The organism is Collimonas arenae, assembly GCF_000786695.1.
Taxonomy (GTDB): domain Bacteria; phylum Pseudomonadota; class Gammaproteobacteria; order Burkholderiales; family Burkholderiaceae_D; genus Collimonas; species Collimonas arenae_A.
In genome coordinates, this window is sequence record NZ_CP009962.1 from 4,524,684 (window position 1) to 4,549,713 (window position 25,030).

Consider the following 25,030-nt stretch of genomic DNA (forward strand, 5'->3'; position numbering starts at 1 on the left):
CGACTTACGCAAAACCTCCCTGACTGCGTTGCATCTCCTGGCCGTACCTTCGTACTGTCTTCGTCGATGCGTCTTGCCAGAACGATTTTGCGTAAGTCCTGAGCTAATAGAAACATCCGGCTTTTTATAAAAATCTTAATGGATGGAGACAAGATGTCCGCAACAATCGCACAGGCCAGCGTGAGCCTGCCGGCTGAACAAGCCGAAAACCTGTACAAAAAAGTATTCTGGCGCTTCGTGCCATTCATCATGCTGTGCTACGTGGTGGCCTACCTGGACCGCGTCAACGTCGGCTTCGCCAAGCTGCAGATGTCGCAAGACCTGGGCTTCAGCGAAACCATCTTCGGCCTCGGCGCCGGTATCTTCTTCCTCGGCTACTTCCTGTTTGAACTACCCAGCAACCTGATCATGAACCGGGTGGGCGCCAAGCTGTGGATCGCCCGCATCATGATTACCTGGGGGATCCTGTCGGCCTGCTTTGCCTGGGTCCAGACGCCTACCCAGTTCTATGTCCTGCGTTTCCTGCTGGGCGTGGCGGAGGCCGGTTTTTATCCCGGCATTATCCTGTACCTGACCTACTGGTTTCCTTCGCACAGGCGCGCCAAGGTGGTCGCCACCTTCATGGCGGCAATCCCGGTCTCCGGCATTTTCGGCAATCCGTTGTCAGGCTGGATCATGCAAGCTTTCCACGGTTCCAGCGGCTGGCATGGCTGGCAATGGATGTTCATGATCGAAGCAGTGCCGGCGATCCTGGTCGGGATTGCCGTGTTCTTCGTGATGGACAATAGCATCCGCAAGGCCAAGTGGCTGACCGAAGCGGAGAAGGATTATCTTGAAGCGGAAATCCGCGCCGACCAGAAAGACAAGCAAAGTCCGAAGTCGACCGCCGCCGTGTTCAAGGATATTCGCATCTGGCATATGTGCCTGATCTACTTTTGCATCGTCATGGGCCAGTACGGCCTGACATTCTGGCTGCCGACCCTGGTCAAGGCTTCCGGCGTGGTGGGAGACCTCAAGATCGGCCTGATCAGCGCGATTCCCTTTATATGCGCGGTGTTCGCCATGATCCTGATCGGCCGCCGTTCCGACCGCATGCGTGAGCGGCGCTGGCACCTGATCGTGCCGTCCTTGCTGGGTGCGGTAGGTTTCATCGTATCGGCGATAGCGGCCGACAATACCGTGATTGCGATCGCCTTCCTGTCATTGGCGGCAATGGGCGTACTGACCTGTTCGCCGCTGTTCTGGTCCTTGCCGACGGCTTTCCTGTCGGGCACTGGCGCCGCAGCAGGCATTGCGGTGATCAACTCGGTCGGCAACCTGGCCGGTTTTGTCAGTCCTTTCCTGGTTGGCTGGCTGAAGGATACGACGCATAGCAACGAGACCGGCATGTTCATGCTGGCTGGCATGCTGGTGGTCGGCGCCATTGCGATCTTGCGGACGCCGCCTAAAATGGTTAATCGCTGACAGCGCGTTTCCAAGACAATTTCAAGATTTTTACAGGAGTTTGCAATGCCGCGTTTTGCCGCCAATCTGACCATGATGTATAACGAACACGCTTTCCTTGAGCGCTTTGCTGCCGCGGCCAAGGATGGTTTCAAGGGCGTGGAATTCCTGTTCCCGTATGAGCACGCCGCCGCCGAGCTGCATACACGGTTGCAGGACAACGGCTTGACGCAAGCATTGTTCAACGCACCGCCGGGCGACTGGGCTGGCGGAGAGCGCGGTATTGCCTCCTTGCCGGGACGCGAAGATGAATTCAAGCGCAGTGTCGCCACCGGCCTGGAATACGCGCAAGTTCTTGGTAACCGCAAGTTGCATGTCATGGCGGGCCTGATCCAGCCGCAACAGGATCGTGCCCGTCATCGCGCGGTGTATCTGGACAACCTGGCTTACGCGGCTGCGCAAGCGGCCGCGCACGGCATCACGATTGTGATCGAACCGATCAATACGCGAGACATTCCCGGCTTCTTCCTGAATCGCCAGGATGAAGCGCAAGCGATTTGCGCCGAGGTCGGCTGCGACAACCTGCAGGTGCAGTTCGACCTGTATCACTGCCAGATCGTCGAGGGCGACCTGGCAGTCAAACTCAAGCGCGACATGCTGCGTCCGCAAGCCGGCATCGGCCACATCCAGATTGCCGGCGTGCCGGAGCGGCATGAACCGGATATCGGTGAGATCAATTATCCCTACCTGTTCGAACTGATCGACACACTCGGTTACCAGGGCTGGGTCGGCTGCGAATACCGGCCGCGCGCAGACACTTCTGCAGGGCTGGGCTGGCTCAAGCCCTGGCTCTAAAAATTTTCAAAAGGAATTCACATGCAAGTAGTCATCACCGGCGGCGCCGGATTTCTGGGGCAACGCCTGGCGCACAGTCTGCTCAAGCAAGGAAGCTTGCCAGACCGTAGCGGCCAGTTGCAAACCATCGACAAGATCATCCTGGTGGACGTGGTCGCCGCCAGCGGCTTCGACGATGCGCGGATTGAACAAATCACGGGCGACATCACCGACAGCGCCTTGCTGGAACGCGTGATCACAACGCAGACTGCGGCAATCTTTCACTTGGCGGCGATTGTCAGCGGCCAGGCGGAAGCCGATTTCGATCTCGGCATGCGCATCAACCTGGACGCTTCGCGCCTGCTGCTGGAACGCTGCCGCGCTTGCGGCCATGCGCCACGCGTGATTTTCACCAGTTCGGTGGCGGTATTCGGCGGCGTGCTGCCAGCGGTGGTACAGGATCACACCGCACTCAATCCACAATCGTCCTACGGCACGCAAAAGGCGATCGCCGAGCTGCTGCTCAACGATTTCAGCCGCAAAGGCTTTGTCGACGGCCGCGTGCTGCGCCTGCCGACCATCAGCGTGCGCCCCGGCAAACCAAACCTGGCCGCCTCCTCCTTCGCCAGCGGCATCATCCGCGAACCGCTCAACGGCCAGCCTGCCGTCTGTCCTGTTGCGCCGGATGTGCGGCTATGGCTGCTGTCGCCGCGTAAGGTGATCGCCTGCCTGATCCATGGCTATACGCTGCCTGCCGACATCCTGGGTAAAAGCCGGACCATCAATTTGCCGGGGATATCAGTCACCGTGGCAGAAATGGTCGCGGCGCTGGAGCGCGTTGCGGGCAAGGAAGTCGCGGCACGGATCGAATGGGCGCATGACCCCGCCATCGACCGGATTATTTCGAGCTGGCCTGGCGCCTGGGACGCCAAACGCGCCGTCGACCTGGGCTTCGTTGGTGAAACCAGTTTCGATGAAGTTGTACGCGCTTATATCGAGGATGATTTACCGGCGGCATAAGCTCACGGTGGCCATATCATGTCTTTTTGATATGCACCAATTCCGCCCGGTCTTGCGATCCTTGCGATTCATAAGGCAGCGGTACGGTAAGATTGTCACTTTATGACTTTTACCCAGCCGACATGAAGACCAGCTCTTTCCAGCACTTAGTCCGCTTGCTCAGGGGCGCGCTGTTGCTGTTTTGCTTGCTGCTGGCAAACGGCGTCCCCGCCCAGGCAGCCACGGCTGCCGCCAGCGCAGCCAGCACGCCGCCGCCCGCCGCCGCGCCATCGCCGCTAGACTCGTTGTCCAAGGCACTACAAAGCAACCCCGCCACCGGCAGCCTGGTGGCGACGCTGATCCAGGCGGAAAAGCAAAACAGCGAAACCTCGCCGAATCAAAAGGGCTTCATGGGGCTGATTTCCAACAGTCTCGACGCTTTCCAGGCACACCTGCACCAAGTGGTCACGCCGGAAAAATACTGGGCCACGCAATTCTCCCTGGCCTGGCAGGACCTGTCGACCATCCTCCAGCGCCAGGAGCATGAAACCGGCTGGCAGGTATTGACCAACTTCCTGGAAATGATGGCGCTGTTTGGCGTAGTGGCCTTTAGCATTTTTTACACCAGCAAGCGCTTGCACCAGTATTTCAAAGTCGACACGACGCTGCCGGCCGATCCCAGTCTCAAGGAATTGCTGCTGTATATCGTGCGCCACATCGCGCCGATTCTGCTAGCGCTGGTGGCTGTAATCATCGCGGTGATCATCCTTAAGTCTTCGCAGGGACCGTCGCTGGGACGAACGCTGGCGACCGTCCTGCTATACACGCTGGTCGGCGCACGGCTGTTCCAGGCGGTATGCGCAATCATCATGACGCTGTCGCATGGCGGCCACCGCCTGGTGGCGGTGCATATCCTGTTCAGGCGCGGCTGGAAGCTGCTGTACGTGATCGGCTGCGCCGGCTGGCTGGGCGACGCGCTCAACAATCCGCAAGTCAATCAAATCATCGGCGTGCACCTGGCTGACGTCGTCTCTACCCTGTCCAGCCTGGTGGCCGCCATATTGGGCGGGCTGTTCGCCTTGCTGTTCCGGCGTCCGGTGGCGCACATCATCCGCAACCGGCCCCTGGCGGTGCGGCGCGACCATCCGGCGCGCATGGAAACGCTGGAAGTGATCGCAGCGCTATGGTACGTGCCGATCCTGCTGCTGAGCGTCACCGTCAGCATCGCCACCGTGCTCGACCTGGCCAGCAGCAATTCCGCCCTCAATCACGCCTTGAGCAGCGCCGCACTGCTGATCGCCATGTTCTTTTTCAGCGCGCTATTGCAGCGTACCCGCAGCCGCAAGCTGGCGTCTGCGCCTCTGCGTCGGCAGTCGCCTTATATCCGGCGCCTGAGCAACGTTGGATTCAGCATACTGCAGCTGGTGTTGTGGATCGGCTTCTTCGAGTTGTTAACCAGGATCTGGGAACATTCGCTGCTGGATTTTGCCAACGCCACCCTGATCGGCCAGATGATCATGGCCACCCTCGGCAAGATCGGCGTCACCCTGGTGGTCGCCTGGCTGGTCTGGATCATCCTCGACACTTTTATCCAGGAAGCCATTACTCCCAGCCGCAACAGCCGTTATGCGCGCAAGAACCCCAGCACGCGCATGCGCACCATCTTGCCCTTGCTGCGCAATGCACTGATGTTGCTGATCCTGACCATCACCGTGATAACTACGCTGGCCAATCTCGGTATCAACGTGACGCCGTTGCTGGCCTCGGCCGGGGTGGTCGGGCTGGCGTTCGGCTTCGGTTCGCAATCGCTGGTCAAAGACCTGATCACCGGCGTCTTCATCCTGATGGAAGATTCAATGTCGGTCGGCGACTGGGTCGATGTCGGTAACGGCCACGCCGGCACCGTCGAGAGCCTGACGATACGTACGGTAAAGCTGCGCGATGGCAACGGCTCGGTGCACAGTGTGCCGTTTTCGCAAATCACGGCGATCAAGAACGACTCGCGCGAATACACATACGCCACGCTGAAGCTCAATGTGACGCACGATTCCGACGTCGACCAGGCGCTGCGCCTGATGCGGGAAACCGGCGCCGAGATGCTGGAAGACCGCCGCCTGCGCCGCCTGCTGCTGCAACCGATCGAGATCTACGGCGTCAATGGTTTCGATTTGAACGGGGTGGCGCTGCTGGCAGGTATCCGCACCAAGCCGCAAACCCAGAACGAAGTGATGCGCGGCTTTAATCTGCGCATCAAGAAGAAGGTGGATGACGAACCGAAGGTGCATTTCTCCAGCGAATGGGCCAGCTTCCCGCTGGCTGCGGTGGAACCCTCGGCAACATCGGGTAAGACCGCAACCGATACGCCTGCGGCCAGCGTAAAACCATAACCCGCCATAATCCACAACAACCCGCAACAACCCGATTATTTGATGCGGCAGCTCAGCAGCCAGTAATATTCCAGGCGCAAGATGCGTAGTTCGCGCGTAATCGGCGCAAGTTTCTTGCGCAAGCCGCTATCGGTCGGGAAGTTTTTCATGACTTCATAACGCTCGCCGTCAGGCAGGGTGCGGAACTGATAGGTATTGCCGTCGGCATCGGTACGGGCGATCGGCGTGCTCTGCTCTTCGACGTAGCCGTTGTCGATCATCACCAGTACGATATCCTTACCGAGTTTCTCGCGCAGCTGGGCAATGAATCGGACCTGGTCCTGGCGTCCTACGTGCGACCACCAGAAACCCAGGAAACAGGCAGTGAACTGCCGGTCCGGCTGGAAAGTGTTGATGTCTTGCAGTGCGAAAGTTGCTATGTCGGCGGGCAAATTCTTGGCCTTTGCCAGGGCAATCATTTCCGGATTGATATCGGTCGCCAGCACTGATTTCGCCGTGGCGGCGATCTGTTCGGTCCAGAAGCCGGTGCCGCATGCCAGCTCCAGCACGTCATGGCCTTCCATCAATTCCTGCACCCGTACCTGCAGGGTCAGCAACTCGTCCTGGCGCTCCGGGCGCTGGTAAATCTCTTCGTAGGTCGCAGCACGTTTGGCGTAATAAGCCGCCATATCAGTATTAATCATTTTTCCATTCCGTTTCGCTGCTCGTTTTGCAATTCATTGTCTGACGCATTCTTCACTTCCTTCATTTCCTTCACTTCTGTTTTTTCTGAATCCATCTGCCCGGCATTCGGTGGCATGGCTCCCGCACAGGCTACCCGGTACCGTTCCGACAGCGCGTCATACAGCGGCGGCGCAAAGAAGCGCGAGACGCGGCTGGCAATCAGAGCGGTGGCCATCAGCGAGATCACCAGCGCATGGCCGTTGATCATTTCCATGACAATCACGAACGCGGTAATCGGCGATTGCGTGACCGCTGCCAGATAACCTACCATCGCCAATGCGATCAGCATCGGCAACGACGTGTTGCTGAATACCTGATGCAGCAAATTACCAAAACCGGCGCCGATCGACAGCGACGGTGCGAATATCCCGCCTGGAATACCGGGCAGGTACGATGACACCATCGACGCCATTTTCAAAAATGGATAAAACACCGACAGATGCTGGTGTCCTTCCAGCACGCCTTTAGCCTCGACATAGCCGCTGCCGAAAGTGGCGCCGCCGGCGATGACGCCGATTACCGCCACGGCCAGGCCGCACAGCGCGCCGAAAGCAATCGGCCGGTTGCTGCGCAGATCCTGCAGCTTGACGGGAATCCAGCGCTTGGTATTAAGCAGCAACCAGCAAAACATACCGCCTGCTACGCCGGTCAGGATTCCGGTCACCAGTACCGCCAGCGCCAGCATGTCGGTCAACGCGCTGTCGATTTGGATGGTGCCGAAGTAAGTATAGTTACCGTTCAGGCCCAGCGCTACCGCACCGGCAAAGATGATCACGGTAATCACCACGCCGCTGGCGCGATGTTCAAAGCTGCGCGTCAGCTCCTCAATCGCAAACACGATCCCGGCTAGCGGCGTGTTGAATGCGGCCGACAAACCGGCGGCAGCGCCAGCCAGTATCAAACGTCGCTCGAGAGCGGCGCTGGCGCGCGGATACAGGCGTCGCAAATTAAACATCAAGGCAGCGCCAACCTGTACCGTAGGGCCTTCGCGGCCGATAGTGAAGCCGCCCAGGATACCGATGAAGGAAACACCGATCTTCCCCAGCAGCAGTTTCACCGACAGCAGCGATTGGCCGCGCCGGGTAGTGTCTTCTTCCAGCGTCGCAATCACTTGCGGAATCCCGCTCCCCTCGGAGCCGGGAAAATAGCGCCGCGTGATCCAGACGCACAAGGCGCCGACCGCTGGCGTGAGAAACAACGGTAGCCAGAAATGCGATTGCTGCATGGAGCGGAACATGCCAAAGCCGACATCCATCAGCCATGCGTACAGCACAGCGACCAGGCCTACCAGTACCGCCCCCATCCATAAAATGCCGTATTTACGCCAGGCGCGCCGCACCTGACGCAGCGTCTGATCGGAAAAACTGGGGGGAAGCGGATTCATGGGATTTGGGCGCAAAGACATGATTATAAATTATCCCCGCGTGTTTCCCTCCTACATGCTGTCGGCATATCAACGGAATCGGCTCAAAACGGGGATAAAGTCTGCAATTACATATTGCCAAAAACCAACCTAATCACTGTACAGCCATCTGGGACCATAGAACGAGATTTACTTAGATGCTTATTTAGATGCGATAGTTTTTCAGCCAGATCCTGATGTTTTTGACATCATCAAATGCCAGTAATTCGCCTTTGAGTGCGTTGATATGCTGCTGCATCTCCCTGATATCGTTTTTCAGATAACGCATCGCCAGCGCGGGAGACAGCGCCTCTTTCGCGCTGAAATGGAAGCGCATCCTGAAATCGGCCTCGACGCCGGCAATTTCCTCTCGCAATTCAGTCAATTGTTCGGTGAGAACCTTGTTGTAATGCTTCAGGCGCTCCTCGCTGAGAGAGTTGATTTTTCGCTGGTCGATTTGCTCGATTTCCAGTTGCAGCTCCAGCAATCCGAGTAAGTCCTTCTTGTCGTAGGCGATATTCACTCTTTGCATCAGCACCGTCTTGCGCTCTCGCTCCAAGGTATCCGGCTCGCGATCGGGATGCAAGGCGCTGGCCAGTTTTCGGTAGACTTCGCGTATCGACTGGCTGACATTCTTTTTCTCTTCTTCCTGCGCGGCTTCCCTGGCGGCGGCCTTCGCCGACTTTTTGCGCTTGGCGGAGCGCGCGTCGGCATGCCTCGCATTTTCCTCTGACGCACCAGAACCAACAGCACTAGACTCCTGTTCCGGCGCGGCATCCACCACATCTCTCTCTTCGTCGTCGAAGTCGCTATGGCTATGGCTATGGCTATGGCTATGGCTATGGCTATGGCTATGGCTATGGCTATGCATGTTGTAGATCTGCTTCAAATCCGCAGCCTCACCGCCTGCGATCAGCGCAGCGCTGACTGTGCAGATCACATGGCTGATTTTTTCCTGGTCGCTCTTGCTCAAACCCTTGGCAGAATAAACGGCGTCAAGGGTGCGCACCAGTTTTGCCCGCAATCCGTTGTAGCTGCGAATCAGCGGTTGAAACTGGCTGACATACTGTTTTTGGTGCTGCAGAATCATCTCCTGCCATGCCGTCAGCTGTTGGCGCTCGGTCTCTATTTTCCTGATCAGGTCGTTGAATATTTTCTGGCCTTGCGACAGACTGGCTCGTCCAACCTGTTCGACAACATTGAGCGCCTTGGTGTCTGTTTTTTTCATTGCTTGATGTTTTTTGTCGTGTGATTTTTCAAATGAAAAAATGGCGTATGGGGTGATTATAAATTGCCGTTGGCCGACGCCGTCCAATACGATACCGGCCGGCCGCAGCAGAAACCGGTCAAGGAGCGTATGATCTTGTGTTCGCAATAAGCATTTGCCTCGTACCCCCGATTCTCGTTTCCAATGCCCCGTTCCACCAACCGGCGACTCCGCCGATAAACAACAATATGGCTATCCATTCCGCCTCCGCGCATTCGAGCGACCAGGTCTTACCCTTCCGTGAATCATTACTTGCCATGCTCGGTATTGCTTTCGTGGTGATGCTGGTGGCGCTCGATTCCACCGTGGTCGGCACCGCGCTCCCAACGATCGTTGCCGAACTAAAAGGTTTCGAATTGTACGCCTGGGTCGCAACTTCTTATTTGCTCACCTCGGTGATCACAGTGCCGATTTTCGGCCGGCTGGGCGACTTCTACGGCCGCAAGCCATTCGTACTTGTTTCAATCATCCTGTTCACCGGCGCTTCCATCCTGTGCGGCATGGCCGACAGCATGCTGTGGCTGGTGATCGCCCGCGGCTTGCAGGGTATCGGCGGTGGCATGCTGGTCGGCACCGCCTTTGCCTGTATCCCGGACCTGTTCCCCGGCGCCCACGTGCGCCTGCGCTGGCAGGTCATGATGAGCACCGCGTTCGGCATCGCCACCGCGGTCGGACCTTCCCTGGGCGGATTCCTGACGCAATACTGGGGCTGGCGCTGGGTGTTCTATGTCAATCTGCCGGTCGGCGTGCTTTCCTTGTTCTTCGTCTATAAATATCTTCCGCATCTGCGCCACACGCATCCGGACACCAAGATCCGTCTTGACTGGCCAGGTGCGTTGCTGATTACGGCTTCGCTGGGATGCCTGCAACTGTTTGTTGAAATGTTGCCTAAGCATGGCTTGTCGCTTGGCATGCTGGGTTTGCTGGCGGCCAGCATCGTCAGCTTCGTCGCGCTGTGGAAATGGGAACATCACACACCGCAGCCGATCCTGCCTTTCGACCTGCTGCTCGATCCAAAATTGTCGACCTTGTTCCTGCTCTCGGTGCTGAGCGGATTCTCGATGTTTTCGCTGATGTTTTATGCGCCTCTGTTGTATCAGGGCGGTTTCGGCCTGTCGCCGCAGGAAGCCGGCCTGCTGATCACGCCGCTGGTGGCTTGCATCATGATCGGCAGCATTTCCAATGGCCGCATCATCCCCAGACTCAAGAATCCGAATGTGATGCTGTATATCGGCTTCACCCTGCTTGCGCTGTCCTGTCTTGGCGTAGTGATTTCGAATCGCTGGACTTCGCATGGCGTGATTGCCGGCTTCATGCTGATCGGTGGCCTGGGGCTCGGCTTCATCCTGCCTAACCTGACCATCTTCATTCAGCAGGAAGCTGGCCGCGAACATCTCGGCATCGCAACGGCGCTGATGCAATCCTTGCGCATGATCGGCAGCATGCTAGGCACCGCCATTATCGGCACCCTGATCAATCATCTGTATGCAGGCAGCGTGCGGCAAGCGCTGGCTGAACAGAAAGCCGATAGCTGGTATTCCAGTTTTTCCGACCCGCAAATCCTCATCAGCCACGAGACCCAGACTACCGTGCTGGCGCAGCTGGCCAGCGCCGGCCATCAAGGCCAGCTGTTGCTGGAAGCTGCGCGTGAAGCGTTGATAGGTTCGATCCACATGGGTGTGGGACTGGCAGTTGTGGTTACCGGGATTGCATTGTGGCTGGTCAGCAAAGTGCCGCTCATTACCCTGCGCATCAAACCAGAACCCGGTGTAGTCGCCGAATAGACAAACGCTATTGTCATCACAGATGCGGTCCGGACGTAGCCAGCCCGGCCTGAAATTCCACTCGAAAAGTACCTAACAAAGCGTTACATCTCACACGATCTGGAAGCACCTGTATCTGCTTTCCGGTGGCATTCTGAAGTCCTGGCAACTCACTCTGCAAGGACGGACAAAATGAAAAAGCTCATTACCACGCTGGTGCTCGGCACCATCCTCAGCACCATGCTCAGCGGCTGTATCGTGGCGCCTATCGGCCCCGGTTATTACCACCCGCACTACTACCATCCGTATGACCGTTATTAAGTCGTGATGGATTTAACCGGTCAGTGCAACGCTTAGCCAATACGAGTGCATCGATATAATTGCCTAACGGAAAATCTACAAACTAGCCAGATGTAGATTTTCGTTCGAATACGTTGCCACACGAAAATAAGCATGAAGCCCTTATGAAATTAATCCACAAACTCGTGCTTTCGCTGCTGCTGGTTCCCGCAGTGCTGCCGCTTGCCGCGCAAGCTGACGAACCTGGCCATCACGGCGCCTATTTGCACGCGCTGGCCGATTTGCATGCGGCGCGCTGGTTGATTGACCATCGTCCTGGCGACAACTGGGTCATGGGCCGCAACGAACAGATAGCCTTGTCGGAAATCGATGCCGCCACGCGTGAAATCAGGCAACTGGGCGTGGATGTCGGCAAGGATGTTTATCAGCAAGAGCGGCCGGATGCGCGCCTGGATCGCGGTGGCCGCCTGCATGATGCGATCGCTGCGCTGGAACGCGCACGCAGCGACGTTGCACAACGTGAAGACGACCCGCGTGTATTCGGCTTGCAACAGCATGCCATGCATCGGATCGAAGCAGCTAAGCATGCCACCGAAGACGCGATACGCGACGCTGGTTATTGAGCCCGGAACAACGCGCGGAATAAAAAAGGGGCAACGGTCGACGTTGCCCCTTTTTATTTTTACCGGTTGTCTTACAGCTCGTACATATCCTTCTCGCCATTCATCACCTGCTCGATCAGCTTGCGGTTCATGGTCGGCGCCAGCAGTTCGATGAAGGTATACACATAGCTGCGCAGATAGGCGCCCTGCTTGACTGCGGCGCGCGATATATTGGTGCCGAACAAATGACCGACAGGTATCGAACGCAAACCGCTATCCCGTTCAGCATCGAACGCCATGCCGGCAATGATACCCACGCCCATGCCAAGCTCGACATAGGTCTTGATGACATCGGCATCGATCGCTTCCAGCAACACATCCGGCTTCAGGTTACGCAGCGAGAACGCGTGGTCGATCTTGGTACGGCCGGTGAAGGCGCTATCGTAGGTAATCAAAGGGAAAGCGGCTATTTCTTCCAGCGTGATCGCTTTCGATTGCAGCAAGGGGTGATCCGGCGGCACCACCACCACATGCTCCCATTGATAACATGGCAAGGTCACCAGGCCATCGGCATTGACGATGGCCTCGGTCGCCAGCGCCAGATCGGCCTGGTCGTTGCGCACCATGTCGGCTACCTGCCTGGGATTTCCCTGTAGCAACGACAAGCGCACCTTGGGAAATTTCAGCGTGAAAGCTTGCACCACTTTCGGCAAGGCATAACGCGCCTGCGTATGTGTCGTGGCAATCGTAAAGCTTCCACTATCATGTGCGGCGTATTCGTTACCGATACGCTTGAGGCCATCGATTTCCTGCATGATCAGCTCAACCGACTTCAGTACTGCCCGTCCCGGCTCGGTCAGGCCGCGTATCCGTTTTCCATGGCGTGTAAAAATATCAACGCCAAGTTCTTCCTCCAGCTCGATAATCGCCTTGGAAACGCCCGGCTGCGAGGTATACAACGCCTTGGCCGCCTCAGTCAGGTTGTAATTCTGGCGCACCGCCTCACGGACGAAGCGGAACTGATGGAGATTCATAAGTTTCCTTAGTTTTTCTTTGTATAAGAATCAGTCCAGCACAGTCGGATGATGTTATTAAAAACACATCCAAACCTGGCCGCTACCCACCCCAAACTGCTTGATACCACATGCAAAGTCCCCACCGACAGCTAGCGCGTTTGCTGTATTTACATATATCAAATACGCATATAAGCAAATAAATAGTCTGTAGTTGGAGATATATGTGAAGTTTATTACGATTCGAGGTGTTTAGTACGAGGTGATATGACTGTTTCTTATGTAGTGAGCGGTTTTGCCGTCGGATTGTTGGTGGGATTGACTGGTGTCGGCGGCGGCTCGCTGATGACGCCTTTGCTCACTCTGCTGTTTGGCATCCATCCAAGTGTGGCCGTAGGCACCGACCTGGCGTTTGCATCAGTGACCAAGGTCGCCGGTACGGTTGCGCACCGCTCCAAGGGAACAGTACGCTGGGACATCGTCAAATTGCTGTCGCTGGGCGCTTTGCCTGCAGCGATCGCCACAGCATTGACCCTCAAATATTTAGGCGGAATCAGCGCAGAAATCGGGCAGATCATCCGTTACTCGATCGCGATTTCCGTGCTGCTGACTGTGATTGCGCTGCTATTCAAGGGTAAGCTCCAATTGTGGCTGAACGCCCATCCGGAAAAGCAGCTGCAAGGCAAGAACCTGACTATCGCCACGGTTGTTGCGGGAATCGTGCTCGGCGCGCTGGTAACCATGTCGTCGATCGGCGCCGGCGCGGTCGGCGCCACCATTCTGGTCCTGTTGTATCCGCGCCTGTCGCCGGCTGAAGTTGCGGGAACCGATATTGCCTATGCAGTGCCGCTGACCGCCATCGCCGCGCTCGGCCACTGGTGGCTGGGATCGATCGACTGGAGCCTGTTGGGCTCGCTGCTGCTCGGCTCGGTGCCGGGGATCACGCTGGGCTCGCTGGCCGCGCGCGCAGTGCCTGAAAAATTCTTGCGCGGCCTGCTGGCGATAACGCTGACCAGCGTCGCAGTAAAACTGATTTACTAAATGTATCGAAGGAGTTGCTTCGGCAGCTCCCGCACCTGTTTTTAACGTGTATTAGGACTTACGCAAAATTTCGTCAACAAGGCATGCCGACGAAGATAGTACGAAGGTACAGCCAGGAGGCATAACGCCGCTGGCGGAATTTTGCGTAAATCCTACGTATAAAGGCGTGGCGCCGTTAGCCACAACCCATAAGGAAGACAAAGATGTATCGTTACGATCAATACGATCACCAGATAGTCAAGGAACGGGTCGCCCAGTACCGCGACCAGGTACGCCGCCGTTTGGCGGATGAATTGACGGAAGAAGAATTCCTGCCGCTGCGCTTGCAGAACGGCCTGTACATGCAGCGTCACGCTTACATGCTGCGCGTCGCCGTGCCTTACGGCATGCTGTCGTCGGCGCAAGTGCGCATGTTCGGGCATATTGCCCGCACCTATGATCGCGGCTACGGCCACTTCACCACGCGCCAGAACATCCAGTTCAACTGGATCAACCTGGAGCAGTCGCCGGACATCCTGGCAGAACTGGCGACGGTGGAAATGCATGCGATCCAGACCTCCGGCAATTGCATCCGCAATACGACTTCCGACGAGCTGGCCGGCGTTGCCGCTGACGAAATAATCGATCCGCGTCCCTACGCTGAAATCATCCGCGAATGGAGCACTTTCCACCCCGAGTTCGCCTATCTGCCACGTAAATTCAAGATCGCTATCAGCGGTTCGGAACAAGACCGCGCCGCTACTGCGGTACATGACATCGGCCTGCATGTGGTAAAGAATGCGCAAGGCGAAGTCGGCTTCCGTTTCCTGGTTGGCGGCGGCATGGGTCGTACGCCCATCATCGGCAGCGTGATCCGTGAATTCCTGCCTTGGCAACATGCCCTGACATATCTCGAAGCGATCCTGCGCGTCTATAACCAATACGGCCGCCGCGACAACAAGTACAAGGCCCGCATCAAGATCCTGGTGAAAGCGCTCGGCGCGGAAGAGTTCGGCCGCCAGGTCGAAGCCGAATGGGCGGAGATCAAGGATGGTCCGGCGACATTGACCGTGGAAGAATTGCAGCGGATTGCGCAATACTTCGTGCCGCCGCCTTACGCAACGCTGCCAGCAAGCGATGCCGGATTCGAAGCGCATAAAGCGGACAACAAGGCGTTCGCCAACTGGCTCCTGCGCAATGTCAAAGCGCACAAAGTAAGCGGCTATGCTGCGGTTATTTTGTCGGTCAAGAAAACCGGTGTCCCGCCTGGAGACATTACCGCCGCACAATTGGATTTCGTCGCCGACCTGGCTGACCAGTACAGTTTCGGCGAAGTGCGCATCACCCATGAACAAAACCTGGTGCTGGCCGACGTCAAGCTAAGTGACTTGTTCACGGTGTGGCAGGCGGTCAAGGCGCAAGGCCTGGCGACGCCGAACATCGGCCTGCTGACCGATATCATCTGCTGCCCCGGCGGCGATTTCTGCTCCCTGGCAAATGCCAAGTCGATCCCGATCGCACAAGCCATTGCCGAAAAATTCGACAACCTCGATTTCCAGCATGACATTGGTGAAATCGAACTGAATATCTCCGGTTGCATCAACGCCTGCGGTCACCATCATGTCGGCAATATCGGCATTCTCGGCGTCGACAAGGACGGTTCTGAGTGGTATCAGGTATCCATCGGCGGCGCACAAGGCAACAACACCAGCATCGGCAAGATCATCGGCCCGTCGTTTTCGTCGCAGCAGATGCCTGTCGTAATCGAACGCCTGCTGGATGTCTACGTGAAGCAACGCACCGAGGAAGAGCTGTTTATCGATACCGTACAGCGCCTTGGGATTGCACCGTTCAAGGAATATGTTTACGCCAGCCCGATTCCGACCGGCCACACCCATGGGGAGGACGCCTGTGTCTAACGTTGAAATTATCAAGAACCGCACGGTCGTCGCTGACGACTGGAGCGTACTGCGCCTGAGCGACGGTGAAACACCTGAAAGCGTCAGCATCCCGGCCGGGAAGGTCATCGTGCCGTTCAGCGTCTGGCAAGCCCAGCGTACGCTGTTGCAAGATCGTGCGCCTTTGGGAGTCTGGCTCGCCAGCGATGCACAAGCCGATGTGTTGAAAGACGACCTCGCGCATTTCGCTGTCATCGCCGTCGATTTCCCGAAATTTACGGATGGCCGCGGCTATTCGATCGCTTACACCTTGCGCACGCGTTTTGCCTATAGCGGTGAATTGCGCGCCATAGGCGACGTGTTGCGCGACCAGCTGTTCTACATGCAGCGAGTCGGCTTCGACGCCTTTGCAGTGCGCGCGGACAAGAACATTCACGACGCTCTCAAGGGCCTGACCGATTTCTCGGAAAAATACCAGACTTCGTGGGATGAGAAAACGCCGCTGTTCCGCCGTGTGAACCGCCAAGCCGTGAGCCAGGGTTAATATGAACAGCCCGATCCTGTCGCTTCCCGAACTGGTTGCCGCCACCAAGGCGACCCTGGAAAAAATCGCCGCGGAATATACGCCGGCGGTATTTGCCTCCAGCCTGGCGGCTGAAGACATGGTGCTGACCGATCTGATCCTGCGCAATCAGTTGCAGGACCGGATTGCCATATTCACCCTGGAAACCGGTCGTCTGCACACCGAAACACTGGGCATGCTGGACCGCATCAAGGAGACCTACGACTACGACGTCACGCCTTACCGGCCGCAGCCGGAAGCGGTTGCCGCCTACGTCGAAAAAAACGGCTTGAACGCGTTCTACGACAGCATCGAGATGCGCAAGGAATGCTGCCGCATCCGCAAGATCGAACCGCTGAACCGCGCCCTGGCCGGCAACAAGGCCTGGATCACCGGCCAGCGCCGTGCGCAGTCGCAGACGCGGGCCGAGCTGCATGTTCAGGAACAGGATGATGCACATGGCATGAGCAAATTCAATCCACTGGCCGACTGGTCAGAGGACGATGTCTGGCAATACATCCGTAGCAACAATGTGCCGTACAACCCGCTGCACGACAAAGGCTATCCGTCGATCGGTTGCGAGCCTTGCACCCGCGCCATCCAGCCAGGCGAAGATGTACGCGCCGGCCGCTGGTGGTGGGAGAATCCAGAATCGAAAGAATGCGGTTTGCACGTAGTCGATGGGAAATTGATACGTATCAAATCCGCCGCTCCGAAAAACGCCTGAATCATCGCTTCACTAAGAGACAAGAACCGCTATGAACACAGTTGTCGAAAAATTTTTCCTGGACAAAGCCGCCAACCGCCACCTCGACTGGCTGGAATCGGAAGCCATCCACATCATGCGTGAAGTGGCTGCGGAATGCAGCAATCCTGCCCTGCTGTTTTCCGGCGGCAAAGATTCGGTGGTGATGCTGCGCCTGGCGGAAAAAGCTTTCCGTCCCGGTAAATTTCCTTTCCCGCTGGTACATATCGATACCGGTCACAACTTTGAAGAAGTGATCACCTTCCGCGACAAGCGTGTGGCGGAGCTGGGCGAGCGTCTGATCGTCGGCTCGGTCGAAGATTCGATCAAGCGCGGTACGGTGCGCCTGCGCAATCCGAAGACCGATTCGCGCAATGCGGCGCAAGCGGTGACCTTGCTGGAAACCATCGCCGAGCACAAATTCGACGCCTGCATCGGCGGCGCCCGCCGCGATGAGGAAAAGGCTCGCGCCAAAGAACGGATTTTTTCCTTCCGCGATGAGTTCGGCCAATGGAATCCGAAAGCGCAACGCCCGGAACTCTGGGACCTGTACAACACTCGGGTTCATCCGGGTGAAAACATGCGGGTATTCCCGATCTCCAACTGGACCGAACTCGACGTCTGGCAATACATTGCCCGCGAAAAACTCGAACTGCCGCCGATTTACTTCGCCCATCAACGCCAGGTGATTCCGCGTAACGGCCTGCTGGTGCCGCTGACCGACCTGACGCCGGCGAAAGAAGGCGAAGTCGTGGAAACCCGCGAAGTGCGATTCCGCACCGTCGGCGACATTTCCTGCACCTGCCCGGTGGCGTCTGATGCAGCTACCGTTGAAGCCATCATTGCCGAAACGGCCGTGACGCAAATCACCGAACGCGGCGCCACCCGGATGGACGACCAAACCTCGGAAGCATCGATGGAAAAACGCAAAAAAGAAGGATATTTCTAATGAACGCCGTTGTTAAGACCTTGAACACCGACACCAGCAACGCGCCGCTGGAGCGCGGCTTGTTGCGCTTCATTACTGCCGGTTCCGTAGATGACGGCAAGAGCACCCTGATCGGCCGCCTGCTGTTCGACAGCAAGGGCATTTTCGCCGACCAGCTGGACGCCATGTCGCGCGCCAAGCACAAGCGTACGGTCGGCGATACGATCGACCTGTCCCTGCTGACTGACGGCCTGGAAGCAGAACGCGAACAAGGCATCACCATTGACGTCGCCTACCGTTATTTCGCCACGCCGAAACGCAAGTTCATCATCGCCGATACGCCAGGCCACGAGCAATATACGCGCAACATGGTGACCGGCGCCTCCACTGCGGACGCCGTCATCATCCTGATCGACGTCTCCAAGGTAAAATTCGGCGACGACGGCAGCGTTGAGTTGCTGACCCAGACCAAGCGTCACTCTACCATTGCGCATCTGCTGCAGATCGAACACGTGGTGGTGGCGGTCAACAAGATGGATCTGGTCGATTACGACCAGACCGTGTATGACCGCATCGTCGCGGCGTATCTGGAATTCGCCAAACAACTCGGTTTGCGCGATGTGCGCCCGATTCCGTTGTCGGCCCTGGCTGGCGACAACGTGGTGGTAGCCGGCGACAAGATGCCTTGGCATAAAGGCCCTACGCTGATCGAACTGTTGGAGTCCCTGAGCGTCTACGACGAATCGCATGACGAGCCGTTCCGTTTTCCGGTGCAACTGGTGGCGCGCCACAACGGCCATGAAGCCAATGATTTCCGCGGCTATATGGGACGTATCGAAGCAGGCAAGGTCAGCAAAGGCGACAAGCTGGTGGTTCAACCCAGCGGCCAGGCCGCGACCGTCAAGGACATCCTGGTGCTAGAAGGCTCGCTGCAGTCGGCTGTGGTCGGCCAGTCAGTGACCTTGCTGCTGGATGAGTATCTGGACATTTCGCGCGGCGACATGCTGACTTCGGTCGACCGCCCTCCTGCCCTGCTGAAAACCGTCAGCGCCGATCTGTGCTGGCTGTCGGAAGATGCACTGGACCTGCGCCGTAAATACTGGCTGAAGCACAGCACCAAGCAAACTGCCGCGCGCATTACCAAGATCGATACCCTGCTTGATATCAACACCCAGGAACGGCGTACGGCAGAGTCGCTCAAGCTGAACGACATTGCTCGCGTTTCATTGAACCTGCAGCAAGCGATCGCGGCCGACTCCTACGATGAAATCCGCGCCACCGGCGCCTTCATTCTGATCGACGAAGTCACGCACCAGACCGTCGCCGCAGGTATGATTCGCCTCGACTGACCAGAAACAATTACCAACCGGACCAGCAGCCATGCAAGCCACTCACTCAGCCAGCGATCAAACCCACTCTCCTTACGGTAAGGTCTATCTGATCGGCGCAGGCCCTGGCGCCGCCGATCTGATTACGGTGCGTGGCGCCCGCCTGCTGGCGCAGGCCGACGTGGTGTTGCACGATGCCTTGGTGACCGAGGATATGCTGGCGCTCTGCCCGCAAGCCGTGAAAATTGCCGTAGGAAAACGTTGCGGAAAGCTCTCCACGGCCCAGCAGTTCATTAACAAGCAGCTGGTCGACAATGCACGCAAATATGCATTGGTAGTGCGCTTGAAAGGCGGCGACCCCATGTTGTTCGGCCGTGCCGATGAAGAATTGCGCGCGCTTGAAAAGCATGGCATCGCAGTGGAAGTAGTACCAGGCATCAGCGCAGCGCTGGCTGCCGCTGCGACTTCGCAACAGCCTCTGACCAAACGCGGCGTCGCACGCAGCGTGGCGTTCTTTACTTCCAGCACCGCACCCGGCGAATCGAATCAGGTCAACATGCCGAACTGCGACACGCTGGTGCAATACATGGGTGGACGCGAAGCGGCCGCAACAGCGCAACGCCTGCTTGCGCAAGGCCGCTCTGCTGCAACGCCGGTGGTTGTGGTGGAAAACTGCAGCCGTGATAACCAGCGTATCCTGCGCTTGCAGTTGGACCAACTGGAACAAGGCCTGCAGCTATGCGATGGGCCTGTGCTGGTGATGATAGGCGAAGCTTTGGCCAGCCGTGCTGAACAGCCGCTGGAAATTGGTCAGACAGGTGAAAATCAGGCCAAGACCAGGAACGCTGCCTGAGCAGCGCTGGCCTTGCGCCAGCACTATTTAACGGGCAATCGACTTGACGTGCGACTCCGGCGCCAGCGCTTTTTGCAAGACATGGCCCGATTGCTCCAGGCGATCTTCAGGTGACAAAACATTGATCCAGCTAACCAGGCCAACGGCCACTCCTGTCAATACCAGGAATACTGCAATTCTTTTATTCAAAAATTCCCATTTCATTTCTTACTCCTTATTTGCGGTCTTTCCTGCAATTCCAGCTATTGCCTGCATCCGCTAAATTCCACCGATGCCGCACCAGCAGGAAACTGCCGCATTTAAATAACAACTGTCCCGCCGCCACATGAGATGGCGGCAAAGACCAGTTCTACATCTTTGTTACCCGGTCTTAACGGCCGTTGAAACCACGCGTCGCCAGGACGCCGTACATGCCAACCGCGCGATCGCTCTGGCTGGTGTCACGCTTAAGATTCTTTGGTTTGGCCTTCGCAGAAAGCGCCGACGCCTGGCTAGGCGACCAGCCGAAAGTCCAGTTGCTGCCGCCACCGTTATTTGCATTGTTACGATTGCCGGGCGCCATGCCCAGTAGTGTTTTAATGGTCATCATTTCACCTCTTCATGCTTGCTTCGCCAGCGTCGACCATGCGACTGCCTTTGCAAAGCTGATTCATCATGGAAAGCAATTGTGCAACGCGCCGTTTGGGGCACGTACGACAGCGACGGTAAAAGAGAGATTCGCCAGTCGATTGCAAGCTGGGCAGCTTGGCTATCGACACGGGAAAAGTGAGGATAGCTAGGCTGGATCAGACCACTGCAAGCAAACAATTGCTTTACGGTTCTTAAGAGGCGATTTCAAAATTAACCTGGCGTTGTTACATCGGGGCTGCGATCCGCTCCTAGCCGTGCTACTCGCACTGTCTTCGTCGGCGCGCCTAGCCAGCTTAATTTTGAAACCGCCTCTAAGTATCTGTGTTACTAAATTTTTGGTCCGCAATTGCGGACAACTGGAACAGTCCATTTCAAGAGCTCCTGATTCAAAAAGACCTGCTCAAGACGGATCAAGCCGGTTGTGCCGTTGGAGTACCACTGCGCCCGGAAGGTTCATAGGCAATCTGTGCAGCGCGTGCTGAACGCTTGGGAATACTTTCCCAACGCACGCTGCGAACACTGGCTTCCTGCGCCAGACGCGTGACCAGTTGCACCAACCCGGCACGCTCACGCACCGAACACATCACCTCTACTGTAATGGCAGTCAGGTGCGACTGCACTGCTGGCTCGTTGGCCTGATAAGTGACGTCGTAGGTAGACAACAGACGTTGCATCAATTCTTCAAGGTGGGCAACTTCCAAACCACGGCAGGTGGTCACGATACGATAAGGCAAGGCCGAATCGTGATCCGCCTGCGAGGCGACGAATGAAGAACGATGTTTTTTAAAAAATGCATGCAGTTTATTGAATGGCATGGCGATTTCCTTCCCGCTTCCGTTCCCCGCGAATGCCGGACGACGCTATACGACCGGGTCGCACGCTATAGATGCCTGTTTGGCACGTCATAGCCGAACCCGCGCATTCCCGTCTGGGCCGTCATCGAACCATTGCGCCTCGCCCGCAGGATGCGCAGGCTAAAAGCAACAAAGCTGAAAACAGTCCAGAACCGGAAATACACAGCCGTACGCAATCCGCCAGATGGCAGCGCGAACAATCGGTATTACAAAATTCGGATGGGAGTATCGCTGCGGCGCTTATCTGCTTGGATTCTGCCAAGAAATATTTGCCAGGATATTGACGACACTACAGCTCGCATAGACGCAAGCTGTAGCTGACGGAGGTCTGCTAAAGGCTATGCGTAAAGTGCTGGGCTGAGGACCCATCCACCGCTACTACTAGAACAACTGTCCAAAATATGGACCTCCATGTGATGCAATGCCAAAGATTATATTTCCAACTGGCCATTCTGTCAAGTAAAGAGCTTTACATTCCATAAAATTTATGCGTTATCAAGATATCTTCCTGACATGAGCTACTGTTTTAGTAAGAAGCAATTTTCATTACGTGTAACGTGCGCAACACCGAACCGTTGGGGGGCAGCACTTGCATGCGCCGCTCTAGGTCCTGATGGTCCGCGACTGCCGCTATTTCCGGATTTACTGTCGGGGGCAAGGGATTTCATTTGCTGCACTGCGCGAGTAGTCAAGACTCTACATTGACCAGCTTCATTTGCCGCCTTCAGCGAGAAGGGGAGCTGGCACCCTGCCATATCAACCCGGAACTTATGGCCCGCCAGGAGCAATCGTAGAACTGCAGTAGCTGGCAATTGTCTGCAACACGTCCGGCTGTTCGCCTACTGCTTGCGCCACTGTGATGCTCAATTGCGGATGTTGCTGCTGAGCCTGTGCAATCAAGGCAGGCAAATCGCGTCGCACGTGACCGCCCTGTCCCAGGAACACCGGTACCACGCTTACCTTGCCGATACCGTCAGCAACCAGTTGCTGAAGCAGGTCCGGCAAATTCGGCTGCATCAATTCGAGGAAAGCCAGATCGACCCGCAATGCAGGTTGCTGTTGCTTTATCAGCTGCTGCAAAGCTTCAAACGGCGCGGCCCACGCCGGATCGCGTGCGCCGTGAGCGAACAGGATAAGTGCTTGGCGCGGGGCTGGCTGTGACATTTGGGTTCAATCCGATCTTAAGACGGTGCGCAGGAGCGTCGCTATTGCCGCTCGATCTTCCACAACGCGCCGATGGCAATCAGCAGGAACAAGGTACTCGGCAAGGCCGCGGTAAAAAACGGTGGCCAGGTATTGAGCAGGCCCAGGTGCGAAAACAGCGTGTTGACCAGCTGGAAGCTGACGCCGATCATGATGCCGGTAAAGATCTTCAGACTGACGCCGCCGGTGCGGAAATGCAAATAAGCAAATGGCAAAGCCATCGCCATCATCACGAATACCGACAGCGGATAGACCAGTTTCTTCCAGAATGCGATGTCATAACGCTCGCTATGCTGGTTGTTTTCTGCCAGATGCTTGGAATAGGCCCACAGGTTGTAGGCCGACATATGGTCCGGGTCGGCGAACAGGACCGACAAGATCTCCGGCGTGATTTCGGACACTAGGTCCTTGCTCGGAAATTTCTTGGTGGCGATCGCGGTGGTGATGTCTTCCGTCGAGTTGCCGTTGACGAAATCGGTCTGCACCACATCGTCCAGGCGCCAGACATGGCTGCCCTGATAATCGGCGTGACTGGCCTGGATCAGCCCGGTCATATGCAGGTTGCGGTCGAACTCATAGAGTTTGACGCCAACCAGTTGGCCATCCGGACGGATCTCGTTGATATTGATAAAGCGCGAACCGATGATGTCGCCGCTGGCGCCGTCGGCACGGATCACGTCCTTGCTCCACAAGCCAGTCTTGAATCTCTGCGAAATCGAAGAGCCCTTGGCCTGCAGCTTGATTTTCTCGGCAAATTCGGCGCTTTTCGGCGCAACGAACTCGCCGATCAATACTGTCGCCACCACAAACAGCAAGCCGATCTTGATCAGGATCTTGGCTGTCATCATGGTCGACATGCTGGAGACTCGCATGATGGTGAATTCTGAGCGCGCGGCCATTTGCGACAAGGTGTAGATCGTGCCAATCAGCGCCGCAATCGGCATCAGCTCATAGGCGTAGCTCGGCAAACCAAGCATCACGAACAGGAACGCATGCTGCAACTTGTAGCCGGCATGGCCGACCGATTTCAGTTCGGTGGTCAGGTCAAAGAATGCAAACAGCGCCAGGAACGCCGCCAGGGTAAACAAGACCGAGCGCACAATCTCGGAAGTAAAATAACGTTGCAGTACCTTCATGTCGCCGCCGGTTTTTTAGTTTTTATCAGACGCGCATGCTTCACGGCAGACCACATCACCAAGGGATGGAAGCGACTATTCACATTGAGCCGCCATAGGAACAGCAAGCCGACAATGATCAATACGACCAAATGCATGGGCCACCAGGCGATACCAAAAGACAGACGCGCCTGAACCACCGCAGCCTGGAAAATACTGGTGATATTGCTATAGGAAACATACAGTAAAAGAGCAATCAGCAAGCTGGCCGAACGCCCTACCCGCGGATTGACGAAACTGAGCGGTATCGCCAGCAGCATCAGGCACAACGCCATCAGCGGCAACGACAGGCGCCATAGCAGCTCGCCCATATTGAAGCCGTTGCGATTCTTCAGCAAATCCACTGTCGGCAAGGCCTGCGCGGACCGGTCGCCATTTTCGGCTTGCGAACTGCTGGCTACCAGCACGCCATAACGCTCAAATTCCATCTGGCGGAATTCGTTCTGTGCAGCCAGGACGTCATAGCGCCGCCCCTTCGACAACACTAGAAATTTATCGCCGTTCTTGTCGATTTCAACATTGCCTTCCTTCGCCACCACGATGCTGTTCTTGCCATCCTGCTGGGTATTCACAAAAACATTCTTGACCTTGGTGCTGTCGCCGGAAATACCTTCAACGAAAAAAATCCGGTTAGCCGCCGCCGATTCCTGGAACTTGCCGGGTGAAACCCGGGAAATATCTTCGCGCTTTTCAAAGCGTTCGCGGTACTGCGCACTCTGGTTGTTGGCCCAGGGCGTCGCCACGAAACTGAGTAGGGCGGTCAGGATAATGATCGGCAAGCCGAACTCAAGCACCGGCCGGATCCAGCGCACCAGGCTCTGGCCTGAGGCAAACCAGACTACCATTTCGGAGTCCTGATAACTGCGCGTGACCACCAGCAGCACCGATATGTAACCCGTCAGGATCAGCAGAATCGGCATGTAGTTGAGGGACTGGAAGCCGATCAGGGCGACCACGTCCTGCGACGCGATCTGTCCTCCGGCGGCCTGTCCCAGAATCTTGATCAGCATTACCGTGACGATAATTGTGAAGAGCGTAGTAAATACGGCACCGGCGGTGCTAATTAATTCGCGACGTAGTGCGCGCTGAAAGATCATTGGG

Annotated in this window: 24 protein-coding genes; 14 read left to right on the forward strand and 10 right to left on the reverse strand. The window is 56.7% G+C overall.

The window, feature by feature from the left end:
- The first annotated feature begins 153 nt into the window (after window positions 1-153).
- The 4 genes from LT85_RS19925 to LT85_RS19940 all read left to right on the forward strand — a co-directional run bounded on the left by LT85_RS19925 (window position 154) and on the right by LT85_RS19940 (window position 5,663).
- Entirely contained in the window at window positions 154-1,464 is a 1,311-nt protein-coding gene (locus LT85_RS19925) for an MFS transporter (RefSeq protein ID WP_038492403.1), read from the forward strand.
- A gap of 45 nt (window positions 1,465-1,509) precedes the next feature.
- Window positions 1,510-2,298 carry a 2-oxo-tetronate isomerase gene (gene otnI, locus LT85_RS19930; RefSeq protein WP_038492406.1) on the forward strand — a complete coding sequence of 263 codons (789 nt, stop codon included), beginning with the start codon at window positions 1,510-1,512 and terminating at the stop codon, window positions 2,296-2,298.
- A gap of 21 nt (window positions 2,299-2,319) precedes the next feature.
- Complete coding sequence (gene denD, locus LT85_RS19935) at window positions 2,320-3,297, forward strand: D-erythronate dehydrogenase (RefSeq protein WP_038492409.1); 978 nt, start codon at window positions 2,320-2,322, stop codon at window positions 3,295-3,297.
- A gap of 122 nt (window positions 3,298-3,419) precedes the next feature.
- Window positions 3,420-5,663: a mechanosensitive ion channel family protein gene (locus tag LT85_RS19940; RefSeq protein WP_052135340.1), complete on the forward strand. Its 2,244-nt coding sequence runs from the start codon at window positions 3,420-3,422 to the stop codon at window positions 5,661-5,663.
- 35 nt (window positions 5,664-5,698) lie between these two features.
- On the opposite strand, the gene LT85_RS19945 is transcribed toward LT85_RS19940, so the two are convergent.
- From LT85_RS19945 to LT85_RS26745, 3 genes are all read right to left on the reverse strand, one after another.
- The gene (locus tag LT85_RS19945; protein ID WP_038492412.1) at window positions 5,699-6,346 is read right to left on the reverse strand and encodes a class I SAM-dependent methyltransferase; all 648 of its coding nucleotides are present in this window, start codon (window positions 6,344-6,346) and stop codon (window positions 5,699-5,701) included.
- Complete coding sequence (locus LT85_RS19950; RefSeq protein WP_253273583.1) at window positions 6,343-7,770, reverse strand: chloride channel protein; 1,428 nt, start codon at window positions 7,768-7,770, stop codon at window positions 6,343-6,345. The genes LT85_RS19945 and LT85_RS19950 overlap by 4 nt, the downstream gene beginning before the upstream one ends.
- Window positions 7,771-7,954: 184 nt before the next feature.
- A complete protein-coding gene (locus tag LT85_RS26745) occupies window positions 7,955-9,016 on the reverse strand; it encodes a J domain-containing protein (RefSeq protein ID WP_038496923.1) in 1,062 nt (353 codons plus the stop codon).
- A 227-nt stretch (window positions 9,017-9,243) separates the two neighbouring features.
- On the opposite strand from LT85_RS26745, the gene LT85_RS19960 reads away from it, so the two are divergent.
- From LT85_RS19960 to LT85_RS19965, 3 genes are all read left to right on the forward strand, one after another.
- A complete protein-coding gene (locus LT85_RS19960; RefSeq protein WP_038492415.1) occupies window positions 9,244-10,839 on the forward strand; it encodes an MDR family MFS transporter in 1,596 nt (531 codons plus the stop codon).
- Window positions 10,840-11,010: 171 nt separating this feature from the next.
- Window positions 11,011-11,139, forward strand: a complete 129-nt coding sequence (locus tag LT85_RS27375; protein ID WP_301280474.1) for a hypothetical protein — start codon at window positions 11,011-11,013, stop codon at window positions 11,137-11,139.
- A 143-nt stretch (window positions 11,140-11,282) separates the two neighbouring features.
- Window positions 11,283-11,741 (forward strand): hypothetical protein, encoded by a 459-nt coding sequence (locus LT85_RS19965; protein ID WP_052135341.1) that lies wholly within the window; start codon window positions 11,283-11,285, stop codon window positions 11,739-11,741.
- A gap of 71 nt (window positions 11,742-11,812) precedes the next feature.
- Here LT85_RS19965 and LT85_RS19970 read toward each other — a convergent pair whose 3' ends face one another.
- Window positions 11,813-12,754 (reverse strand): CysB family HTH-type transcriptional regulator, encoded by a 942-nt coding sequence (locus LT85_RS19970; protein WP_038492418.1) that lies wholly within the window; start codon window positions 12,752-12,754, stop codon window positions 11,813-11,815.
- Between the two features lie 246 nt (window positions 12,755-13,000).
- Here LT85_RS19970 and LT85_RS19975 point away from each other — a divergent pair, with 246 nt between their 5' ends.
- From LT85_RS19975 to cobA, 7 genes are all read left to right on the forward strand, one after another.
- The gene (locus LT85_RS19975) at window positions 13,001-13,774 is read left to right on the forward strand and encodes a sulfite exporter TauE/SafE family protein (protein ID WP_038492421.1); all 774 of its coding nucleotides are present in this window, start codon (window positions 13,001-13,003) and stop codon (window positions 13,772-13,774) included.
- 203 nt (window positions 13,775-13,977) lie between these two features.
- Window positions 13,978-15,672, forward strand: coding sequence for a nitrite/sulfite reductase (locus LT85_RS19980; RefSeq protein ID WP_038492423.1), 1,695 nt, complete (start codon window positions 13,978-13,980; stop codon window positions 15,670-15,672).
- Window positions 15,650-16,195 carry a DUF934 domain-containing protein gene (locus LT85_RS19985; RefSeq protein WP_038492426.1) on the forward strand — a complete coding sequence of 182 codons (546 nt, stop codon included), beginning with the start codon at window positions 15,650-15,652 and terminating at the stop codon, window positions 16,193-16,195. The genes LT85_RS19980 and LT85_RS19985 overlap by 23 nt, the downstream gene beginning before the upstream one ends.
- 1 nt (window position 16,196) lies before the next feature.
- Entirely contained in the window at window positions 16,197-16,940 is a 744-nt protein-coding gene (locus tag LT85_RS19990) for a phosphoadenylyl-sulfate reductase (RefSeq protein WP_038492429.1), read from the forward strand.
- A gap of 31 nt (window positions 16,941-16,971) precedes the next feature.
- A complete protein-coding gene (gene cysD, locus LT85_RS19995; RefSeq protein WP_038492431.1) occupies window positions 16,972-17,907 on the forward strand; it encodes a sulfate adenylyltransferase subunit CysD in 936 nt (311 codons plus the stop codon).
- Window positions 17,907-19,235 carry a sulfate adenylyltransferase subunit 1 gene (locus LT85_RS20000; RefSeq protein ID WP_038492434.1) on the forward strand — a complete coding sequence of 443 codons (1,329 nt, stop codon included), beginning with the start codon at window positions 17,907-17,909 and terminating at the stop codon, window positions 19,233-19,235. Before cysD ends, LT85_RS20000 begins: the two co-directional genes overlap by 1 nt.
- Before the next feature lie 31 nt (window positions 19,236-19,266).
- The gene (gene cobA, locus LT85_RS20005; RefSeq protein WP_038492437.1) at window positions 19,267-20,067 is read left to right on the forward strand and encodes a uroporphyrinogen-III C-methyltransferase; all 801 of its coding nucleotides are present in this window, start codon (window positions 19,267-19,269) and stop codon (window positions 20,065-20,067) included.
- A 27-nt stretch (window positions 20,068-20,094) separates the two neighbouring features.
- On the opposite strand, the gene LT85_RS26750 is transcribed toward cobA, so the two are convergent.
- The 6 genes from LT85_RS26750 to lptF all read right to left on the reverse strand — a co-directional run bounded on the left by LT85_RS26750 (window position 20,095) and on the right by lptF (window position 25,026).
- Window positions 20,095-20,271, reverse strand: coding sequence for a hypothetical protein (locus LT85_RS26750; protein ID WP_156117592.1), 177 nt, complete (start codon window positions 20,269-20,271; stop codon window positions 20,095-20,097).
- Between the two features lie 166 nt (window positions 20,272-20,437).
- Window positions 20,438-20,656 (reverse strand): hypothetical protein, encoded by a 219-nt coding sequence (locus LT85_RS20010; RefSeq protein ID WP_038492440.1) that lies wholly within the window; start codon window positions 20,654-20,656, stop codon window positions 20,438-20,440.
- 451 nt (window positions 20,657-21,107) lie between these two features.
- Complete coding sequence (locus LT85_RS25610) at window positions 21,108-21,512, reverse strand: hypothetical protein (protein ID WP_052135342.1); 405 nt, start codon at window positions 21,510-21,512, stop codon at window positions 21,108-21,110.
- Window positions 21,513-22,319: 807 nt separating this feature from the next.
- Complete coding sequence (locus LT85_RS20020) at window positions 22,320-22,715, reverse strand: sirohydrochlorin chelatase (RefSeq protein ID WP_038492443.1); 396 nt, start codon at window positions 22,713-22,715, stop codon at window positions 22,320-22,322.
- Between the two features lie 41 nt (window positions 22,716-22,756).
- Window positions 22,757-23,890, reverse strand: a complete 1,134-nt coding sequence (gene lptG, locus LT85_RS20025) for an LPS export ABC transporter permease LptG (RefSeq protein ID WP_038492446.1) — start codon at window positions 23,888-23,890, stop codon at window positions 22,757-22,759.
- On the reverse strand, window positions 23,887-25,026 hold the full coding sequence (lptF, locus tag LT85_RS20030; protein ID WP_038496933.1) for an LPS export ABC transporter permease LptF: 1,140 nt from the start codon (window positions 25,024-25,026) through the stop codon (window positions 23,887-23,889). Before lptF ends, lptG begins: the two co-directional genes overlap by 4 nt.
- Window positions 25,027-25,030: the final 4 nt, after the last annotated feature.

What these genes read in the sequence shown, in the direction of transcription:
- LT85_RS19985 (WP_038492426.1), top strand. Translation starts at nt 15,650, where the DNA reads ATGGGGAGGACGCCTGTGTCTAACGTTGAAATTATCAAGAACCGCACG.
- LT85_RS19960 (WP_038492415.1), top strand. Translation starts at nt 9,244, where the DNA reads ATGGCTATCCATTCCGCCTCCGCGCATTCGAGCGACCAGGTCTTACCC.
- cysD (WP_038492431.1), top strand. Translation starts at nt 16,972, where the DNA reads ATGAACACAGTTGTCGAAAAATTTTTCCTGGACAAAGCCGCCAACCGC.
- LT85_RS19975 (WP_038492421.1), top strand. Translation starts at nt 13,001, where the DNA reads ATGACTGTTTCTTATGTAGTGAGCGGTTTTGCCGTCGGATTGTTGGTG.
- cobA (WP_038492437.1), top strand. Translation starts at nt 19,267, where the DNA reads ATGCAAGCCACTCACTCAGCCAGCGATCAAACCCACTCTCCTTACGGT.
- LT85_RS19970 (WP_038492418.1), bottom strand. Translation starts at nt 12,754, where the DNA reads ATGAATCTCCATCAGTTCCGCTTCGTCCGTGAGGCGGTGCGCCAGAAT.
- LT85_RS20020 (WP_038492443.1), bottom strand. Translation starts at nt 22,715, where the DNA reads ATGTCACAGCCAGCCCCGCGCCAAGCACTTATCCTGTTCGCTCACGGC.
- LT85_RS20000 (WP_038492434.1), top strand. Translation starts at nt 17,907, where the DNA reads ATGAACGCCGTTGTTAAGACCTTGAACACCGACACCAGCAACGCGCCG.
- lptF (WP_038496933.1), bottom strand. Translation starts at nt 25,026, where the DNA reads ATGATCTTTCAGCGCGCACTACGTCGCGAATTAATTAGCACCGCCGGT.
- LT85_RS26750 (WP_156117592.1), bottom strand. Translation starts at nt 20,271, where the DNA reads ATGAAATGGGAATTTTTGAATAAAAGAATTGCAGTATTCCTGGTATTG.
- LT85_RS19950 (WP_253273583.1), bottom strand. Translation starts at nt 7,770, where the DNA reads ATGAATCCGCTTCCCCCCAGTTTTTCCGATCAGACGCTGCGTCAGGTG.
- LT85_RS19980 (WP_038492423.1), top strand. Translation starts at nt 13,978, where the DNA reads ATGTATCGTTACGATCAATACGATCACCAGATAGTCAAGGAACGGGTC.
- lptG (WP_038492446.1), bottom strand. Translation starts at nt 23,890, where the DNA reads ATGAAGGTACTGCAACGTTATTTTACTTCCGAGATTGTGCGCTCGGTC.
- LT85_RS25610 (WP_052135342.1), bottom strand. Translation starts at nt 21,512, where the DNA reads ATGCCATTCAATAAACTGCATGCATTTTTTAAAAAACATCGTTCTTCA.
- LT85_RS27375 (WP_301280474.1), top strand. Translation starts at nt 11,011, where the DNA reads ATGAAAAAGCTCATTACCACGCTGGTGCTCGGCACCATCCTCAGCACC.
- LT85_RS26745 (WP_038496923.1), bottom strand. Translation starts at nt 9,016, where the DNA reads ATGAAAAAAACAGACACCAAGGCGCTCAATGTTGTCGAACAGGTTGGA.
- LT85_RS20010 (WP_038492440.1), bottom strand. Translation starts at nt 20,656, where the DNA reads ATGATGACCATTAAAACACTACTGGGCATGGCGCCCGGCAATCGTAAC.
- denD (WP_038492409.1), top strand. Translation starts at nt 2,320, where the DNA reads ATGCAAGTAGTCATCACCGGCGGCGCCGGATTTCTGGGGCAACGCCTG.
- LT85_RS19940 (WP_052135340.1), top strand. Translation starts at nt 3,420, where the DNA reads ATGAAGACCAGCTCTTTCCAGCACTTAGTCCGCTTGCTCAGGGGCGCG.
- LT85_RS19965 (WP_052135341.1), top strand. Translation starts at nt 11,283, where the DNA reads ATGAAATTAATCCACAAACTCGTGCTTTCGCTGCTGCTGGTTCCCGCA.
- LT85_RS19945 (WP_038492412.1), bottom strand. Translation starts at nt 6,346, where the DNA reads ATGATTAATACTGATATGGCGGCTTATTACGCCAAACGTGCTGCGACC.
- LT85_RS19925 (WP_038492403.1), top strand. Translation starts at nt 154, where the DNA reads ATGTCCGCAACAATCGCACAGGCCAGCGTGAGCCTGCCGGCTGAACAA.
- LT85_RS19990 (WP_038492429.1), top strand. Translation starts at nt 16,197, where the DNA reads ATGAACAGCCCGATCCTGTCGCTTCCCGAACTGGTTGCCGCCACCAAG.
- otnI (WP_038492406.1), top strand. Translation starts at nt 1,510, where the DNA reads ATGCCGCGTTTTGCCGCCAATCTGACCATGATGTATAACGAACACGCT.